The sequence below is a fragment of the Aliinostoc maniaoense genome, from assembly GCF_058172895.1.
In genome coordinates, this window is sequence record NZ_CP187952.1 from 4,207,697 (window position 1) to 4,225,414 (window position 17,718).

Genomic DNA, 17,718 nt, shown 5'->3' on the forward strand with positions numbered 1-17,718 from the left:
AAATGCTAGCAGTGTCAAGTTCAGCTTCAGACAATCGCGTTTTTGTCTATGAAGTAGAAGGATTACGGCAAAACGACCAAACCGATAACAATAAGTATCCGGTTCGCAACAGCAGCACAATTTTGATTCAAGTCCCCTACAGCCGCATGAATGATGAGATGCGACGCATTAGCCGTCTAGGCGGCAAGATTGTCGGCATCCGTCCCTTAAGTGCAGTCACTGCAACTGAAGGTGAATCAGAAAACTAAATAGCAATGCTCATATAATTTACCTGGGTGTGGAAAAGTAAAATTTTCTACGCCCAGTTTTTTATCAAAGAAAGGCAGAAGGCAGAGGGCAGAAGGCAGAAGGGATTTATTAATTCGTAATTCACACGATGTCCAACTTATTTTTCAAACCCCTCTCCAAACCTCTCCCCTGCAAGGAGAGAGGCTTTAAATCTTGCTCCCCTTCCCTTGTAGGGAAGGGGTTGGGGGTTAGGTTTGAGAGAACGTTGCACACTACGTTAATTTGTAATTTATAATACCGCTACGCTTGCTTTTGCATTGGTTTTATGTCTACGGAAACTTTTACTAAAACTACTTGGGACTGGCAACTGTCTCAGTTGCGACAACAAATAGGAGAATGGTTAGAATACGAGTCTTACCGTTTTGATCGAGTTTTACCAGAATTGTCTCCTGACTGGAAACTCAGCCCTTGGTTGGCTAATTTATTGAATTTTTTGTTTTGGTTGATAATTGCTTTAGCTGTGGCGATAGTAATTTGGCGTTTATGGCGAGAATTTAGCCCTTATTTATATGCGTGGCTGGGAACTAACGTTAATTCTGTTAATTATCGGTCAAGGGTATCTACTGAAAATGTCTCAATCACAACTTTATTAGAGCGATCGCAAAAATTGTACAGTCAAGGTAACTACCGTGAAGCCTGTCGTTGTCTGTATTTAGCGATTTTGCAACATTTACACGATACCAAAATTCTCTTGCATCAACCTAGTCGCACTGATGCCGAATATCTACAATTGCTCAGATCATCTAGTCAAACTCCCATTCAACCCTACGAAACTTTGATTACGACTCATGAACAATTGTGTTTTGGCAATGGGGAGATGTTACCAGAAAATTATCAACAGTGTCGCCAAGCTTATCGGGAGATTACAGACAAATGAAATCCTCAAAACGTCAAGTTTGGTTAGGTGCGATCGCCATCGTCGTTATAGTTATATTAAGCTTTATTTCTGCTCCCAGCACTAAACTTTACATAGGTTCTAGCTATAGCCGCGCCCCTGATGGTTATGGTGCTTGGTATGCTTATATGCAGCAGCAAGGAACAAATATTCAACGTTGGCAAAAACCCCTAGAAAAACTCAAAACCGAAAAACAACCCGTTACCCTGCTGAGAGTGATGAGTTATTTAAGACAACCAGATTTATTACCTGATGAGCAGGAATGGTTAAAACAAGGCAATCATTTAGTAATTTTAGGTGTGCGATCGCGCGTTAGTCAAGCTGACTTTCACACCTCCCCAACATCACCAGTAGGCAAAGTCAAGATTGCTACACGCCGACGTTATCAAAAAGCCCAACCAGAAAACATTTCTTTAAGTGATAATTTCGGAGCTATAGTTTGGCATGATACATACAAACAAGGTAAAATCACCTTTGCAACTACTCCCTACATAGCCGCCAACGCCTACCAAGACGACTTAAATAATTTTCAATATCTAGCCAGTTTAGTTAACCAAAAAGGCAAAAAATTATTTATAGATGAATACATTCACGGCTACAAAGACGATGATATCAAACAAACAGAAGGTCAAACCAACCTCATTGATTATTTAGCCAAAACACCTTTATTACTCGTCTTAGTGCAGATAGGTATTTTATTGTTAGTCTTGATTTGGTCACAAAATCGCCGTTTTGGTCAACCAACAGCCTTACAGACACCAGTAGTAGATAATAGTGAAGCATATATCCAAGCTCTAGCAGGAGTATTACAAAAAGCCGAAACCAGCGACTTTGTAATTGAAATGATTGGCAAAGAAGAACAATTACAACTCCAAAAAGCCCTAGGCTTAGGCTCAGTCCCCCTAGAACCCCAAACCTTACTCAACCTTTGGGTAGAAAAAACAGGTAAAAACCCATTAGAGTTAGACACAGTATTAAAACTACAAACCCGCAAACGCCGACTAAGTCAGCAAGAATTATTTAACTGGCTAGCAAAATGGCGAATAATTAAAAAGGGTGTAGGGGTGTAGGGGTGTAAGGGTGTAGGGGTGTAAGGTTGTAGGGGTGTAGGGGTATAAGGGTGTAGGGGTGTAGGGGAAGAAAAAAGTGTTTCTTAGATTAAAAACAAATTAAACAAGCACAACAACAGGCTCAACGCGCCCAAAAGTTGGCAGAACAATTAAAAGCGTTAGGAATAGATCCTGATAATTTAGGTGAATGAGAAGAACTGCCAACAACATCAATTGCATTAGTCACAAAACTGAATCGTGTGGTGACTAAATCAATTGCATTAGTCACAAAACTGAATCGTGTGGTCACTAAATCAATTGCATTCGTCACAAAACTGAATTGTGTGGTCACTAAATCAATTGCATTAGTCACAAAACTGAATTGTGTGGTCACTAAATCAATTGCATTCGTCACAAAACCGAATTGTGTGGTCACTAAATCAATTGCATTCGTCACAAAACTGAATTGTGTGGTCACTAAATCAATTGCATTTGTCACAAAACTCAATTGTGTGGTGACTAAATCAATTGCATTAGTCACGAAACTGAATCGTGTGGTCACTAAATCAAGCTAATTCGTAATATTCGCAAAGCGAGTTCGCGGAGCGTTACGCAGTAAAGCAAGCTACGTAATTCGTAATTCGTAATTGGGCATTGAAAAATAATCTACCTTGTCTCCCTTGTCTCCCCTGTCTACCTTGTCTCCCCCTGCCTAGGCTGTTGACTTTGTTAAAATTTGGGCGGTTTTTAGTAATTTTGTACGCGATGTTTAATTTGTGCCTCAAAGCCTTCTCAAAACACAGTTTCAGCCATCGTAACTACGCACATTTTTTGCATGGACAAAATCCCAAAAAAGGTACAGAGTCAACAGCCTACCCCCTGCCCCCTGCCCCCCTGCCTAGGCTGTTGACTTTGTTGAAATTTGGGCGGTTTTTAGTAATTTTGTACGCGATGTTTAATTTGTGCCTCAAAGCCTTCTCAAAACACAGTTTCAGCCATCGTAACTACGCACATTTTTTGCATGGACAAAATCCCAAAAAAGGTACAGAGTCAACAGCCTGCCCCCTGCCCCCTGCTCCCCTGCCCCCTGCTCCCTGCCCCCTGCCCCCTGCCCAATTTGTCATAATTTATGCAAAGTTAAGGAACACACTGAGGTGAGAACAGCCATAATTGAAAGCGATTTTGACACTCTCCCCTTTGTGCCATCAAAATTTATGAGTGAAACCCATCAAGTCCTAATTCAGCTGGGCGAAAAGCTTAACCAAATCATTGTCGGACAATCTACCTTAGTACAGCAATTACTCATAGGACTATTATCAGGCGGACACATTATTTTAGAAGGTGTGCCGGGAACTGGTAAAACTCTCCTTGTGAAAGTATTAGCTCAACTCATCCAAGCTGAGTTCCGTCGGGTGCAACTCACACCAGATGTTTTACCTTCAGATATTACCGGGACAAATATTTTTGACTTAAATAGTCACAGTTTCACCTTGAAGAAAGGGCCTGTATTTACGGAAGTCTTATTAGCAGACGAAATTAACCGCACTCCCCCCAAGACACAAGCAGCTTTATTAGAAGCAATGGAAGAAATGCAAGTTACCTTGGATGGTGAAAGCTTGCCATTACCGGATTTATTTTGGGTGATTGCGACACAAAACCCTCTAGAATTTGAAGGGACTTATCCTTTACCAGAAGCGCAACTAGATAGGTTTTTATTCAAGCTAGTAGTAGATTATCCCGACCAAACTGCCGAAAAGCAAATGTTATTAAATCGTCAGAGTGGTTTTGCTGGAAGACGTTTAGAAATTAACCGTTTGCAAGCAGTAACAACGGTAGCAGAAATTTTACAAGCAAGACAAGCAGTTAAAAGCATTCAAGTCTCAGAGGCAATTATTGACTACTTATTAGCATTAGTGAGAACCTCGCGCCAGAATGCTGATTTAGCTTTGGGTGCATCACCCCGCGCTGCCGGTGCTTGGTTACAAACTTCCCAAGCTGCCGCTTGGTTAGCAGGGCGAGATTTTGTCACCCCAGATGATGTTAAAGCAGTTGCCTTACCTTTATTGCGCCATCGTTTAATTCTCAAGCCGGAAGCAATGTTAGATGGTTTACAAATTGATACTGTAATTGCTTCAGTCATGAACCAAGTACCTGTACCAAGGTAAGTAGGTTGGCGTTAAAAATTGTCGTTGGGATAAGGCAGGGGGCTTAATTAATTCAAAATTCAAAATTCAAAATTCAAAATTAGGGGGCAGGAGAGACAGGGGAGACAGGGGAGACAAGGGAGACAAGGGAAAGAATTTTAGATTTTAGATTTGGGATTTTAGATTGAAATCCAATCCAAAATTGAAAATCCAAAATCCAAAATTGAATTGCCCAATGCCCAATGCCCCATGCCCAATTTTTAATGAGTGTGAAAATCGAAGTTCTTAAGCATTTCCAGAAACTTGGACACAGCAGGAATATGTAAACAATGAGATAAAACTGCTATTCCTATGACGGTTTCTAAAGGTTGGGGTAAGCTATATACTTGCACTTCTGGAGGAATCGCTACAACTGCTAAATGTGGTAGGATGGCTGCGCTTAATCCTTGATTGACTAAATTGACAATGGTAGATTCATCTTGAATATTGCTTTTGGTATGAATGAAGGGTGCTACTTGCTTTAAGTGATCATGTAAAGCTTGTTCACCGGGTAAGCAAGTCAAGATAACTGGTGAATACCCTTCTATATCTTCCCAAGTAATTTTTAAATTGCTAATTTTGGCTGTTGGTGGGAGTAAAACTATATACTCATCCCGCATAATTTCCCACACTTTAAATTCATCGCTTGTAGGCAGATAAGTAATACCTAAATCAGCACGTCCATCACGTAAACATTGTTCTGCTTCAAGGTAAGAAAAACATTCGATAATGGTGACACAAACATCTGGGAATTGGTCATGAAACTGTGCGATCGCTTTTGGTAATAAATGAGTAGCTACACTGCGAAATGCTGCTATCCTGACATGGCCGCCACGCAAGCCTTTATGGATGTTGGCTTCTTGCTGCATCATCTCTAGATGCTGCATTGCTTGACGAGCATGATGTAAAACCCTCTCCCCCGCAGGTGTCAAAACTGCACCATAACGACCTCTAGCAAATAATGGTACACCTAGTTCATCCTCTAAAGTAGCGATCGCATGACTAACTGCCGGTTGAGTAAGTTGTAATTCTAAAGCTGCTTCACTGAAATTGCCGCGCTCCGCTACTGCAACTACGGCGCGAAGTTGGGAAATTTTCATGGACAATCTATGAGGTTAAATTTATACAATAATTTACTTGATTCCTATTCCAAATGAGTTTGAGAAAATTTGTTCCTGCCTGTATCCTTAATTTTCTTCTTAATACAAACTTTCTTGCAGTCATCTTAACTAAATAACAACCAGAAATCATCTTATGCAAGATGATATTAGATGTCTACAATCTAAAGACATAGAAACACCTAATACCATAATATTGATAAATAATCGCTGCCAGGAATTTCTACTAAAATTCCGGCAAGAATTACTAAAAATATTGCTGTTATATCTCAACAAAATTCATGTTAATCAAATAATTAATCATTAAACCGAGAAGAAAATCCACACCACTTTTACCTCCCGTAGTTCATACAGCAGATTCGATGTTTATGAGGTAAAGTAACTGATGGAAAAAGTAATAGCGTTTCTTGATGAAGATGCGCTTTATTCTGTACTGTAGAGACGTTGCATGCAACGTCTCTACATCATTTATTTGGCGCAAATTGATAGAGAATTAGTATAATCAGTAAAAAAATTAGATTATTTATTACTCATTACTCACTACTCATTACTCACTACTCATTACTCACTACTCATTACTCATTACTCATTACTCATTACTCACTACTCATTACTCACTACTCATTACTCATTACTCATTACTCATTACTCATTACTCATTACTCATTACTCATTACTCATGGTGTACGTCACTTACTTCAAAAGTGCTGTATGTACTCAGTGGAGTTACTAAACCATCAATACTAACAATATTTTTCTGTTGTTGATAATCTTTAACTCCCTGTTCTCCTTTTTTATCTGCCCAATTGACTAAAGTATCTCGTTGACCTTTATATTCATAAAGTGGCACACCAAAACCACAGGATGTCTGCACTCGTTCTACATCAACAACAATAATTTGACGAGTTCCCGGAATTGGAGGAAACAAAGCATACAAGGAATCCCAATCAGGGGAACTTGGTAAAATTGTCTTACCCTTGCCATAAAGACGTAAAATACAAGGGGGTTCTTCAAAAGCGCAAAACATCAAAGTAATCCGCCCGTTTTCTGCTAGATGGGCTGAAGTTTCGTTACCACTGCCTGTTAAATCAAGATAAGCGACTTGATGGGGAGAAATGAGGCGGAAACAATCTAATCCTTTAGGTGAGAGATTAACATGACAATCAGCACTTAAGGGTGCAGAAGCCACAAAAAATATTTGTTGAGTGGTAATAAACTCTTGCAGTTGTGGTGTAATACAGTCAAAAACTTTAGCCATACACTCAAAAAATAGAAAGTAGGGGATGATGAAGCTAGAAGTATTTTAAAGTGCGATCGCTAACTACTAAGTAGAATGAGGTAAATAATTAGAGGTTTGTAGTGAGAACTTTAGTTCTCTCTTCGAGACGCTCCGCGAACAAATAAGGACTAAAGTCCTTACTACAAACTCACTAGTTGCCTAACAAATCCGCTAGCATTCTATCAGGGGTAAGCCATAACATCAAAAAATCATGACTGATATTACTAAGACTCACAAAAAAGGCAAGTCTTTACCGCCAAAGCTGATCATTGGCATGGGAAAATTTGTTTGGACAACCCTTTGGCAGATCATGATGTCAAAACTTGCCCCCCGAAATCAATCAGGTGAGTATATTCGTCCTCCTAGCGAATTTAGGCATTTTATTCAATCTAGTGAAAATAGCCCCTATCCACCAGCAAGTGGACGTTATACCTTGTATGTAGGCATGGGTTGCCCTTGGGCGCACCGCACCCTAGTAGTTCGCGCCTTAAAGGGACTAGAATCAACTATATCAGTATCTGTAGTTTCTCCCTCTGCGGTTTCCGGTGGTTGGGTATTTGACACCCCAGAGGAAAATTGTTCTACTCTGGCTGAATTATATGCCCTAGGTCAACCCGGTTACAATGGACGCTCTACAGTGCCGGTATTATGGGACAAGCAAACTCAAACCATTGTGAATAATGAGAGTGCAGATATTATTGTCATGCTCAACTCTGAATTTAATCAGTTTGCTGTAAATCCTACCCTCAACCTTTACCCAGAGGAGTTAAAACAGAAAATTGACTCTTGGAATGAGAAAATTTACACCTATGTCAACAATGGAGTTTATCGTTGTGGTTTTGCTCAAACCCAAGCCGCTTATAACCAAGCTTGCGAGCAGCTATTTATCACTCTTGATGAAATTGAAGCGGTATTAGCTCATAGTAAATATCTTTGCGGTGAGCAGGTAACATTAGCGGATGTGCGACTATTCACCACTTTATTCCGGTTTGATATTGTTTATTACGGTTTGTTTAAATGTAACCTTCGTCGCATCCAAGATTATGAGTATTTGAGTGTATATTTACGTAATTTATATCAACTCCAAGGTGTCGCTGATACTTGCGATTTAGAAAGTGTCAAACGAGATTACTATGGAAATCTTTTCCCCCTCAATCCTGGTGGCATTATTCCTTCTGGCCCTGATATATCATACTTAAATTAAGCCGTGAAAAATATACATAGATAGTTTGTAATGTCTAAAGAATTTACCATTGGTAGTAAAGTCCGAGTTGTTACCTTGCCGCCGTATCTCAAAACAGCCGATCCCATGCCCATGTTACGCCCTGCTGATATCATTCAAGTAGGGGAAGAAGGTATAGTTCTTGACCGTCGTCCTGGTGGATATTGGGGTATTCGGTTTGCTAAGGGAGCTTTTCTTTTAGATAGTCAATATCTCGAAAGTACAGAGCCGTTAGCAAGTGATGATGGTAATACTGAGTGAGGGGCAGGGGGCTAATTAATTCAAAATTCAAAATTCAAAATTCAAAATTACAGAACTTTGGCGAGGGAGACAAGGGAGACAAGGGAGACAAGGGAGAATTTTTTCTTAATTCCCTAGTTCCTCATCCCTAATTCCCAGTACCCATTTTTTAGACAAGAATTGTAAACTTATGTAAAGTTGTCAATCTTGTCTATATCATGATTTTTCGTCGCCATTTTTTGAACATCTTATTAGTTAGTTGTTTTGCGGTGATTAGTTGGTTAAATTTTGCCCCTGTTGCTCATGCACTTGGCGGTACACTCCCAGCAATTAATCAACCTGCACCAGACTTTACCCTGCCGACAAATACAGGTGATGGTAAACTTGCTCTGTCTGATTTGCGTGGTAAGTGGGTAGTACTTTACTTTTATCCCAAAGACTTTACTTCTGGTTGCACTATTGAAGCTCGTCGGTTTCAGCAAGATTTACCAAAATATTTAGAGAAAAATGTGGAGATAGTTGGTGTCAGTGCTGATGATATTGATTCCCATGCTGAGTTTTGTGATTCTGAGGGGCTAAAATTTCCTCTTTTAGCTGATACTACTGGTGCTGTCAGTAAAGCTTACGGTTCTTGGTTGGGATTTTTATCCATGCGTCATAGTTTTATTATCGACCCCCAAGGCATCCTGCGGGAAACTTTTGTTAAAGTTAACCCTACTATCCACAGTACAGAGGTTTTGGCAAGGTTGGAGCAGTTACAATCTCAAGCTTCGTAATGAGTAATCAGTAAATATTAAGTAGGGTGTGTTACGGCTATGTAAGGATTTGAAGGTTTTACCAAATGATATGTAGCCGTAACGCACCGTATAATATTGGTGCGTTACGGCAAGTTGAATACATGGGTGATGTTTTAAATCTTATCGCTGCCGTCACACACCCTACGTCTACATCATTACGTCTATATCACTGATATCGTCATTTATATCTGCTTGGTGCGTGACGGCAAGTTGAATATATGAGTGATATTTTGAATCTTATCGCTGCCGTCACACACCCTACTTGAAGGGATTGTGTCACAATTTAAGATTTAATATTATTTATGTCACAATTGAGGAAAAGATTATATATCCCAATTCCCAGCAAGCTATAACTTGTTTCATAGTTTGTCAAATGTTGTCTAACTGCTATCGTGATATCCGGTTGTTTAGATTTGATGAAAAAACTGGAGATGTATATATTTTGGCAGGTGAGGACATACAAATTATCGTACCCTCTCATGAACCTTGGAGGTTTGTAGATGAAACCGAACTTTGAACAGATGAGTGTACCTGAGTTAAGAAAATATGTCTTAGCACACCGTGATGATATGGAAGCTGTGCGTGCGCTGTTTCATCATCCTAGTCTAAAATGGAAAACTATGCCTCCACTGGCTACAGCAGATGGAACACGAGTAGAGGAAAATATTCGCATAGCTGACGAAGTGATTAAACAGAGAATTGATGCGGGAAATAGTGACGATAAATAAGGCGTTACCGAGATAATTTAGGTTAATTTTTCTGTGTTTAACTCAATATGCAAAAAAGCTAACTCCAGACTCATAACTGGAATCGCCAGATTTTGATGGTTTTGTCTTAAATACCACTAGCTACGGTGATTTTATCCCGGTTCAAATTAATGATATCTGCTTGGTGCGTGACGGCAAGTTGAATATATGAGTGATGTTTTAAATCTTATCGCTGCCGTCACACACCCTACGTCTACTATACTTTGGTTACTCGTAATGAAAAAGATTTTGATCGGATAGAGATTATGGTTTTTAATCCTTTTGCAGAAACATGAGATTAAACCATTGCCAATTGCTATACTCACGTCTTGCACCTCGGTTAAAAACCGGGTTTCTTGCAAATCCCTCAGCTTAAAACCTTAATCTTTCGTTCAGAAACCCGGTTTTTTAGGGCTTTTTAGAATGGTGCAAGATATAAGGGCAATTCATACTTTCGCGCATACTCAAATCCTCACACTGCCGTAACACACCCTACTTAATATTTACTTTATAAATAGGCTCTTATATCTGTTTGGTGCGTGACGGCAAGTTGAATATATGGGTGATGTTTTTAATCTTATCGCTGCCGTCACACACCCTACGTTACTGAAAAAGTAAAGATTTATATTGCTTTTGCAAGATTAGCTTGGAATTTTTCAGATTCATTGATAAGATATACCCCAAATAACCACAGAACCTTGAAAATTTAATTCAAAAGTTTCCTATTACTTCTGTAAATTTTTGTTGCAGAAATGGCATTCGTGGGGGTAGGGCGATCGCTCAAACTCTGATTATTTCGTAGACCCCCGCGAATCGCTTGCTGTGCAAGGGTTTGAGTGGGTTAAACAGGTAGGTTATTATCAATAATTTCAGCTTGTTGACAGGTAATTTACACCCCCCGCAAAAATGACCCTTTCAAACTCAGTCACAGTAAGGTTTCTATAAAGGCAGGGTTTTCCACTTATTCCCCTTCACGGGGACGGAAACAGGAACACCTGCAAATGCAGGGGCAGAAACAACAAAAGTTTTCCACTTATTCCCCTTCACGGGGACGGAAACCGTACCATAATGAAAATCTCCTTATGAGATATAAGTTTCTAGTTTTCCACTTATTCCCCTTCACGGGGACGGAAACGTTTCCAACACAGATGTTAAGGAACTCGCTGCATCGGGCGATGTTTTCCAATTATTCCCCTTCACGGGGACGGAAACAACTTGAGTCATGGCTGAGAAAAAGGATAAAGAAACCTGTTTTCCACTTATTCCCCATCACGGGGACGGAAACCTTATAAACAACAAGTGGTATAATTACCCTAACTCAATGTTTTCCACTTATTCCCCTTCACGGGGACGGAAACATCGCTGCTTCATCAATGGCGTTTTTATCCGCCGTGTTTTCCATTTATTCCCCTTTGCGGGGACGGAAACCTGCTGTATCACCTAAGAAAAAGTTCATGGAGAGTGTTTGATTTTTCTACTGTATGGGAAACTAAAGTTAGAAACAATGGTCTTAGTGTGTGATAAAAACATCTCTAAAGATGTGCATCTGAGATTCTGTTAGATATGAAAAAACCACTGGCTTTATTTTCCTTGGGTTTGGGAATTGCACTTTTCAACCCGTTACCAATCGCTGTGAGTCAGGTAACACCCCAACCATCAGCACCACCATCTCAGGTAACGCCAGCGTTAAAACGAGTTGATATTGGTACTTGTCAACCTGCGCGTGCTTGTTTGGGTTGGGATGAGCAATTATTTTTTGGTCATGGCAGTTTAAAACGCGATCGCCAATCTCTATTAAAATCAATTGACAATAGTTTGAGTTATTTAAATACACCAAAAGCGATCGCAGCTTATAATAATTACCCTATCAAAGAAATCACCCTCGATAGAGTACGCCGCAGTTTAAGACGCTTTCGCCAGTTGGTAGCTACAGCCAAATCCCCTGCACAATTGCAAGCATCTGTTAGGCGTGAGTTTGCATTTTATAAATCAGTGGGTGATGATAATCAAGGTAGAGTCAAGTTTACTGCTTACTACGCACCGATTTATCAAGCCAGTCGCACCCGCACCGCACAATACAAATATCCCATTTATCGCCTACCCGCAGACTTTGAGCAATGGCCTAAACCTCATCCTAAACGGGTGGAATTAGAAGGAGTAGACGGCTTATTGGGGAAGAAAAGCCGATTAAATGGTTTAGAAATGTTTTGGTTACGCGATCGCTTTCAAGCATACATGATTCACATCCAAGGTTCAGCCAAACTTAACTTGACTGATGGAACTCAAACTAGCGTCGGCTTTGTACGCGGAACAGATTATCCTTGGACAAGTGTTGGCAGATTGTTATTTCAAGATGGCAAACTCTCCAAAGAAGAATTAAATATGCCAGGAATTATCCGTTATTTCCAGAAAAACCCCAAATCAATGGATAATTATCTACCACGCTGGGAAAGGTTTATTTTCTTCAAAGAAACGAGAGGCGAACCAGCTACAGGTAGTATTAGCGTGCCGCTAGTACCAGAACGTTCCATTGCGACAGATAAATCGATTATGCCTCCTGGGGCGTTAGCAGTAATTAATGCTACATTTCCCTATCCTGAACGGGGTAGAAAATTAGTCAATCGCAGAGTCAGCCGTTTTGTTTTAGATCAAGATACAGGCAGTGCTATCAAGGGGCCTGGCAGAGTAGATTATTTTTTAGGCTATGGTGACTTAGCAGGCGATCGCGCAGGCATTACGGTTACTACTGGTTCTATTTACTACCTCCTGTTAAAATAAATTCCAATTCGTAATTTTTAGCTCAGTAATAAGTAGTGAGTAATAAGTAATAAGTAATGAGTAATGAGTAATGAGTAATGAGTAAATTTATTACTCATTACTCATTACTTTTCCCAATCACTTGCTATACCTCATCAACATCAAATCTGCTGTAATTACGAATTACGAATTACGAATTACGAATTACGAATTACGAATTTGCCCCATATGCTGACTATCAAGACCTTGTTTAATCCATTTCAGACATTCATATTCTGATTTAAATAGTCTTGGTGCTGCAATGTTGTTTAACAACTCTGGTGGGTAATGATCGTAAAAATATCTGCCATTTTCATGGAAGAGGATGATTAAATTTTTACGATAAACGTAGCGAGATTGAAAAATATCTCGTTGACTAATAAAATCTCCATTTTGATCTATATGTTCTTTAGCAATCTCAACAATATTGCTACTGCTATTGCCGTAGATTTTTGCAGGATTATCTGTTTTATGAAACTGGCTTTTGCGTCCCACTTCTGACAAAAGTTTATACGAATAAATTTCGTACTGGTCTGCTTTGCCAAAAACAAATGGAATGATGAGATATCCTTTATGTGAAACCGAATTTTCATAAAGAAGACGACTCATCTGAACCTCCTTTGATATAACAGCTTCAACAGCGATTAGCTCAATAGTCTGCATCATCAAGTTGCAGAGTTGTTGAACAACTTTTTAGTAAATTTGACAAGAGGGGTGTCACCCCCTTTTTTGATGATGATAGTGAATAAGTTCTAATCAGAAAAAGATGACAATCACCATTATCTCTTTTTTTTAAATTACTCTTGATGAGATATATTGCAAAAGTCAAAAAACCATGAATTTAAATATGGTGATATGTATAGTAGTTGATAGTTGATATTTGAAAAAATTGAAAGTTTTTTAGAGGATTCCTAGTTGATTTTGGAACAGATATGCAGAGGAGGCAAATTGCAGTGTGGATTTTCCTCCGGTAATATTGCCGTTGTGTTATACCCTTTCTTGATGTAGCTTGCCTGGCGTAGCCATAGATGCAATTTATGCTGTACTGTAGAGACGTTGCATGCAACATCTCTACATCATTTATTTGGGGCAACTTCATACAGAATTGGTATTAGTAGCGAGAGTACAGCACCTACCACCAAGGCACTTGGTGCGTTACGGCTTATGCCTAACACACCCTACTGAACTGACAGAGTATAAAATACTTCAAATTTAATTGCGAGATTTTAACTTAGACCAACCAAGCCTTTGTCAAAAGACTACAATTTTGGTGGTAGCTACCCAGAAAAATATGTGTAACACTAAGAAGCTACCTCAAGCTATTTTAAAACGGGAGGTCAGGGAATGGCGATCGCCACTATCAATCCCGCCACTGGGGAGACGCTCAAAACCTTTGAGGCACTCAATGATACAGAAATTGCTGCTAAATTAAATTTGGCACAACAGGCTTTTGAAAATTACCGTCATACGAGTTTTAAAGAACGATCGCAGTGGTTAAATACAGCTGCGTCAATTTTAGAGCAAGACAAGGCTGATTTTGCTCAACTCATGACTATTGAAATGGGCAAGCCTTACAAAGCTGCGATCGCAGAAGTGGAAAAATGCGCTGCTGTGTGTCGTTACTACGCTCAAAATGCTGCCGATTTCTTGGGTGATGTGTCGGTAAAAACTGATGCTAGCCATAGTTTTGTGCGGTATCAACCTTTGGGTGTTATTCTCGCGGTGATGCCGTGGAATTTCCCATTTTGGCAGGTGTTTAGATTTGCTGCACCGGCACTGATGGCGGGAAATATCGGCTTACTCAAACACGCGTCTAATGTCCCCCAATGTGCTTTAGCAATTGAAGATATTATGCGCCGTGCTGGTTTTCCTGAAGGTGCATTTCAGACTCTATTAATCGGTGCGGCGCAAGTTGCCGATTTAATGGCAGATGACAGAGTCAAAGCTGCCACCTTAACCGGCAGTGAACCCGCAGGCGCATCGCTGGCGGCGGCGGCGGGAAAACAAATTAAAAAAACAGTTTTGGAATTAGGTGGAAGTGATCCATTTATTGTGCTAGAAAGTGCTGATTTAGCAGCAGCAACAGCAACAGCAACCACCGCCAGAATGTTAAATACTGGACAATCTTGTATTGCTGCCAAACGCTTTATTGTTACAGAAGCGATCGCTGATCAATTTGAGAAATTACTATTAGAAAAATTCACAGCCTTGAAAGTTGGTGATCCCATGCTTCCCGACACCGATTTAGGCCCCTTAGCCACACCAGGGATTCTGCAAGATTTAGATCAACAAGTACAAGCTGCCGTTAAAAGTGGGGGAAAAGTTTTAACAGGTGGACATCCTTTAGATATGCCTGGCAACTTTTATCCACCAACAATTATCATAGATATCCCTGCTGACTCACAAATTGCCCAAGAAGAATTTTTTGGGCCAGTCGCTTTATTATTCCGTGTGCCAAATATAGATACTGCGATTAAACTAGCAAATGCTACACCCTTTGGTTTAGGTGCGAGTGCTTGGACAAATAACGATCAAGAACGCGATCGCTTAATCACAGAAATCGAAGCAGGTGCAGTATTTATTAACGGCTTAGTTAAATCTGACCCCCGGCTACCATTTGGTGGTATTAAACGTTCTGGGTATGGCAGAGAACTAAGCATTCAAGGCATACACGAGTTCGTCAATGTTAAAACTGTTTGGGTTAAATAAATATTGGGAATGGGGTTAAGGGCATGGGGCATAGGGTATTAGTTAAACTACCTTGCCATCCCTAACAGTTCTTTAATTTTGAATTTTGAATTGATCTGTCCCCAGTCCCTAATACAAGTAATGAGGAATGGAAAATGAACACGGCAGAATTGTTAGTCAAGTGTTTAGAAAACGAAGGTGTCGAATATGTTTTCGGACTCCCTGGAGAAGAGAATTTACACGTATTAGAAGCACTTAAACATTCATCTATTAAATTTATTACTACGCGCCATGAACAGGGAGCAGCTTTCATGGCGGATGTCTACGGACGTTTAACTGGCAAAGCTGGAGTATGTCTTTCTACCCTTGGCCCGGGGGCAACAAATTTAATGACCGGTGTTGCAGATGCTAACTTAGACGGTGCGCCATTAGTAGCAATTACCGGACAGGTGGGAACAGATAGAATGCACATTGAATCCCACCAATATTTAGATTTAGTGGCAATGTTTGCCCCTGTAACTAAGTGGAATAAACAGATAGTTAGACCGAGTATTACACCAGAAGTAGTGCGAAAAGCCTTCAAGCGATCGCAAACCGAAAAACCCGGTGCTGTCCATATAGATTTACCAGAAAATATTGCTGCCATGCCCGTAGAGGGCAAACCATTACATAAAGATAATATCGAAAAAACCTACGCTGCTTTTGCTAGTATTCGCGCCGCCGCCGCCACCATTTCCCAAGCAGTAAATCCGATAATTTTAGTCGGAAATGGTGCAATTCGCGCTCAAGCTAGCGATGCTGTCACACAATTTGCCACCCAAATGAATATTCCCGTGGCTAATACTTTCATGGGTAAAGGTGTGATTCCTTACACTCATCCTTTAGCCTTATGGTCAGTGGGATTACAACAAAGAGACTTTATCACCTGTGGTTTTGATAATACAGATTTAGTCATTGCCATTGGTTATGACTTAATTGAATTTTCCCCTAAAAAATGGAATCCTGATGGTAAAATCCCCATCATCCATATTGGGGCAAATTCCGCCGAAATTGATAGCAGTTATATTCCCAAAGTAGAAGTTGTGGGAGATATTTCTGATTCTCTCATGGAGATTTTAAAAGTAGCAGATAGACAAGGTAAACCCAACCCCTACGCTATTAGTTTACGTCCAAACATTCGCTCTGATTATGAACAATATGCCAACGATGAAGGCTATCCCATCAAACCCCAAAAATTAATTTATGACTTGCGCCAAGTCATGGGGCCAGATGATATTGTGATTTCCGACGTAGGCGCGCATAAAATGTGGATTGCCCGCCATTATCATTGTCATAGCCCCAATACTTGCCTAATTTCCAATGGCTTCGCCGCAATGGGGATAGCAATTCCTGGTGCTTTAGCCGCCAAACTTGTCTATCCTAACCGCAAAGTTATCGCCGCTACCGGCGACGGTGGTTTTATGATGAATTGCCAAGAATTAGAAACAGCTTTGCGTGTAGGTACACCCTTTGTCACCTTAATTTTTAATGATGGTGGCTACGGTTTAATTGAGTGGAAACAAGAGAATCAATTTGGTAAAGGACAATCATCTTTCGTGCATTTTGGCAATCCAGATTTTGTCAAATTAGCTGAAAGTATGGGCTTAAAAGGTTATCGAGTAGAATCTACTTTAGATTTAATTCCTATCCTCAAAGAAGCCTTAGAACAGGATGTGCCTGCTGTCATTGATTGCCCTGTAGACTACAGAGAAAACCGCCGCTTTACTCAAAAAGCCGGTGAATTAAGTTGTGAACTCTAAATAGTTAAACGTTCTTACTAAGGACTTTAGTCCTTTCTTGAGAAATACAGCAGACTTGTTGAGTAATACAAATTTCATGTGAAGTTGCACACTAGATCCCCATCCACGACACTGAGGGAGTCGGGAAACCCTTTCGGTAGTTGCTCATAGTAGGGTGGTTTCATACGAAAAAAGAAAAATCTATAAGTTTTGATTTTTCGTTTTGTAGCCGAGATTTTGACCCCTCTCCAAACCTCTCCCCCACGGGGAGAGGCTTTGAAAGCTAGGTTTATTTTTTTCTCTGGTTGTATGAAACCACCCTGATTTTTTAAGGGCTAGGGGGGATCAAGTCACATTTTGCACTCAACACAAAGATGTGTGTACACAGTAGCCCTGCTCCTCCGCAATTGCTCGACTTGGGCAAAGCCAAGTGAAGCAATTGCTCTCCTCCTCTCCTGCACGGGTGAACGAAATTTTGTGTGGGATTTCTAGCTAAGTATCCAAAAAATTACCCTCCCCACACTCCCCACACCCCCCACACCCTACACCCTACACCCTGCTCATGGCTGGTTTGATGTCATTTGAGTCACTTCACCTTTAGTTTATCTTAAGTATTTATTAGTGTAAAAAAATGTGATA

General features: G+C 40.2%; 18 protein-coding genes. 13 read left to right on the top strand and 5 right to left on the bottom strand.

Annotated elements, in window-relative coordinates:
* Positions 1-2 precede the first annotated feature (2 nt).
* The 3 genes from cpcD to ACPZ3T_RS18235 all read left to right on the top strand — a co-directional run bounded on the left by cpcD (position 3) and on the right by ACPZ3T_RS18235 (position 2,253).
* Positions 3-248 (top strand): rod-capping linker protein CpcD, encoded by a 246-nt coding sequence (gene cpcD, locus ACPZ3T_RS18225; RefSeq protein ID WP_490270877.1) that lies wholly within the window; start codon positions 3-5, stop codon positions 246-248.
* 305 nt (positions 249-553) lie between these two features.
* Positions 554-1,165 (top strand): DUF4129 domain-containing protein, encoded by a 612-nt coding sequence (locus ACPZ3T_RS18230; protein WP_490270879.1) that lies wholly within the window; start codon positions 554-556, stop codon positions 1,163-1,165.
* Entirely contained in the window at positions 1,162-2,253 is a 1,092-nt protein-coding gene (locus tag ACPZ3T_RS18235; RefSeq protein ID WP_490270880.1) for a DUF4350 domain-containing protein, read from the top strand. Before ACPZ3T_RS18230 ends, ACPZ3T_RS18235 begins: the two co-directional genes overlap by 4 nt.
* A gap of 121 nt (positions 2,254-2,374) precedes the next feature.
* Here the strand turns inward: ACPZ3T_RS18235 and ACPZ3T_RS18240 are convergent, their stop codons facing one another.
* Together ACPZ3T_RS18240 and ACPZ3T_RS18245 are read right to left on the bottom strand one after the other, a co-directional pair.
* Positions 2,375-2,773, bottom strand: a complete 399-nt coding sequence (locus ACPZ3T_RS18240) for a hypothetical protein (protein WP_490270882.1) — start codon at positions 2,771-2,773, stop codon at positions 2,375-2,377.
* A 67-nt stretch (positions 2,774-2,840) separates the two neighbouring features.
* Positions 2,841-3,017, bottom strand: a complete 177-nt coding sequence (locus ACPZ3T_RS18245; RefSeq protein ID WP_490270883.1) for a hypothetical protein — start codon at positions 3,015-3,017, stop codon at positions 2,841-2,843.
* 429 nt (positions 3,018-3,446) lie between these two features.
* Between ACPZ3T_RS18245 and ACPZ3T_RS18250 the strand changes: the two genes are divergently transcribed.
* Positions 3,447-4,397 (top strand): AAA family ATPase, encoded by a 951-nt coding sequence (locus tag ACPZ3T_RS18250; protein ID WP_490277263.1) that lies wholly within the window; start codon positions 3,447-3,449, stop codon positions 4,395-4,397.
* A gap of 239 nt (positions 4,398-4,636) precedes the next feature.
* On the opposite strand, the gene ACPZ3T_RS18255 is transcribed toward ACPZ3T_RS18250, so the two are convergent.
* Both ACPZ3T_RS18255 and ACPZ3T_RS18260 read right to left on the bottom strand, forming a co-directional pair.
* Entirely contained in the window at positions 4,637-5,515 is an 879-nt protein-coding gene (locus ACPZ3T_RS18255; protein WP_490270884.1) for a LysR family transcriptional regulator, read from the bottom strand.
* A gap of 691 nt (positions 5,516-6,206) precedes the next feature.
* A complete protein-coding gene (locus tag ACPZ3T_RS18260) occupies positions 6,207-6,791 on the bottom strand; it encodes a pyridoxamine 5'-phosphate oxidase family protein (protein WP_490270885.1) in 585 nt (194 codons plus the stop codon).
* A gap of 232 nt (positions 6,792-7,023) precedes the next feature.
* Between ACPZ3T_RS18260 and ACPZ3T_RS18265 the strand changes: the two genes are divergently transcribed.
* The 7 genes from ACPZ3T_RS18265 (at position 7,024) to mltA (ending at position 12,595) form a co-directional block, all read left to right on the top strand.
* Positions 7,024-8,016: a glutathione S-transferase family protein gene (locus tag ACPZ3T_RS18265; protein WP_490270887.1), complete on the top strand. Its 993-nt coding sequence runs from the start codon at positions 7,024-7,026 to the stop codon at positions 8,014-8,016.
* 30 nt (positions 8,017-8,046) lie between these two features.
* Positions 8,047-8,295, top strand: coding sequence for a regulatory protein SipA (gene sipA / locus ACPZ3T_RS18270; RefSeq protein WP_490270888.1), 249 nt, complete (start codon positions 8,047-8,049; stop codon positions 8,293-8,295).
* Complete coding sequence (locus ACPZ3T_RS18275) at positions 8,292-8,426, top strand: hypothetical protein (protein ID WP_490270890.1); 135 nt, start codon at positions 8,292-8,294, stop codon at positions 8,424-8,426. The genes sipA and ACPZ3T_RS18275 overlap by 4 nt, the downstream gene beginning before the upstream one ends.
* A 66-nt stretch (positions 8,427-8,492) precedes the next feature.
* Positions 8,493-9,050, top strand: coding sequence for a peroxiredoxin (locus ACPZ3T_RS18280; RefSeq protein ID WP_490270892.1), 558 nt, complete (start codon positions 8,493-8,495; stop codon positions 9,048-9,050).
* A 394-nt stretch (positions 9,051-9,444) separates the two neighbouring features.
* Complete coding sequence (locus ACPZ3T_RS18285; protein WP_490270893.1) at positions 9,445-9,588, top strand: DUF6888 family protein; 144 nt, start codon at positions 9,445-9,447, stop codon at positions 9,586-9,588.
* Entirely contained in the window at positions 9,572-9,799 is a 228-nt protein-coding gene (locus tag ACPZ3T_RS18290; protein WP_490270895.1) for a DUF6887 family protein, read from the top strand. The genes ACPZ3T_RS18285 and ACPZ3T_RS18290 overlap by 17 nt, the downstream gene beginning before the upstream one ends.
* A gap of 1,581 nt (positions 9,800-11,380) precedes the next feature.
* Positions 11,381-12,595, top strand: coding sequence for a murein transglycosylase A (gene mltA, locus ACPZ3T_RS18295; protein ID WP_490270897.1), 1,215 nt, complete (start codon positions 11,381-11,383; stop codon positions 12,593-12,595).
* A gap of 183 nt (positions 12,596-12,778) precedes the next feature.
* Here the strand turns inward: mltA and ACPZ3T_RS18300 are convergent, their stop codons facing one another.
* Complete coding sequence (locus tag ACPZ3T_RS18300) at positions 12,779-13,222, bottom strand: hypothetical protein (protein ID WP_490270899.1); 444 nt, start codon at positions 13,220-13,222, stop codon at positions 12,779-12,781.
* A gap of 735 nt (positions 13,223-13,957) precedes the next feature.
* Here ACPZ3T_RS18300 and ACPZ3T_RS18305 point away from each other — a divergent pair.
* Positions 13,958-15,322: an NAD-dependent succinate-semialdehyde dehydrogenase gene (locus ACPZ3T_RS18305; protein ID WP_490270901.1), complete on the top strand. Its 1,365-nt coding sequence runs from the start codon at positions 13,958-13,960 to the stop codon at positions 15,320-15,322.
* A gap of 134 nt (positions 15,323-15,456) precedes the next feature.
* A complete protein-coding gene (locus tag ACPZ3T_RS18310) occupies positions 15,457-17,100 on the top strand; it encodes an acetolactate synthase large subunit (protein ID WP_490270902.1) in 1,644 nt (547 codons plus the stop codon).
* Positions 17,101-17,718: the final 618 nt, after the last annotated feature.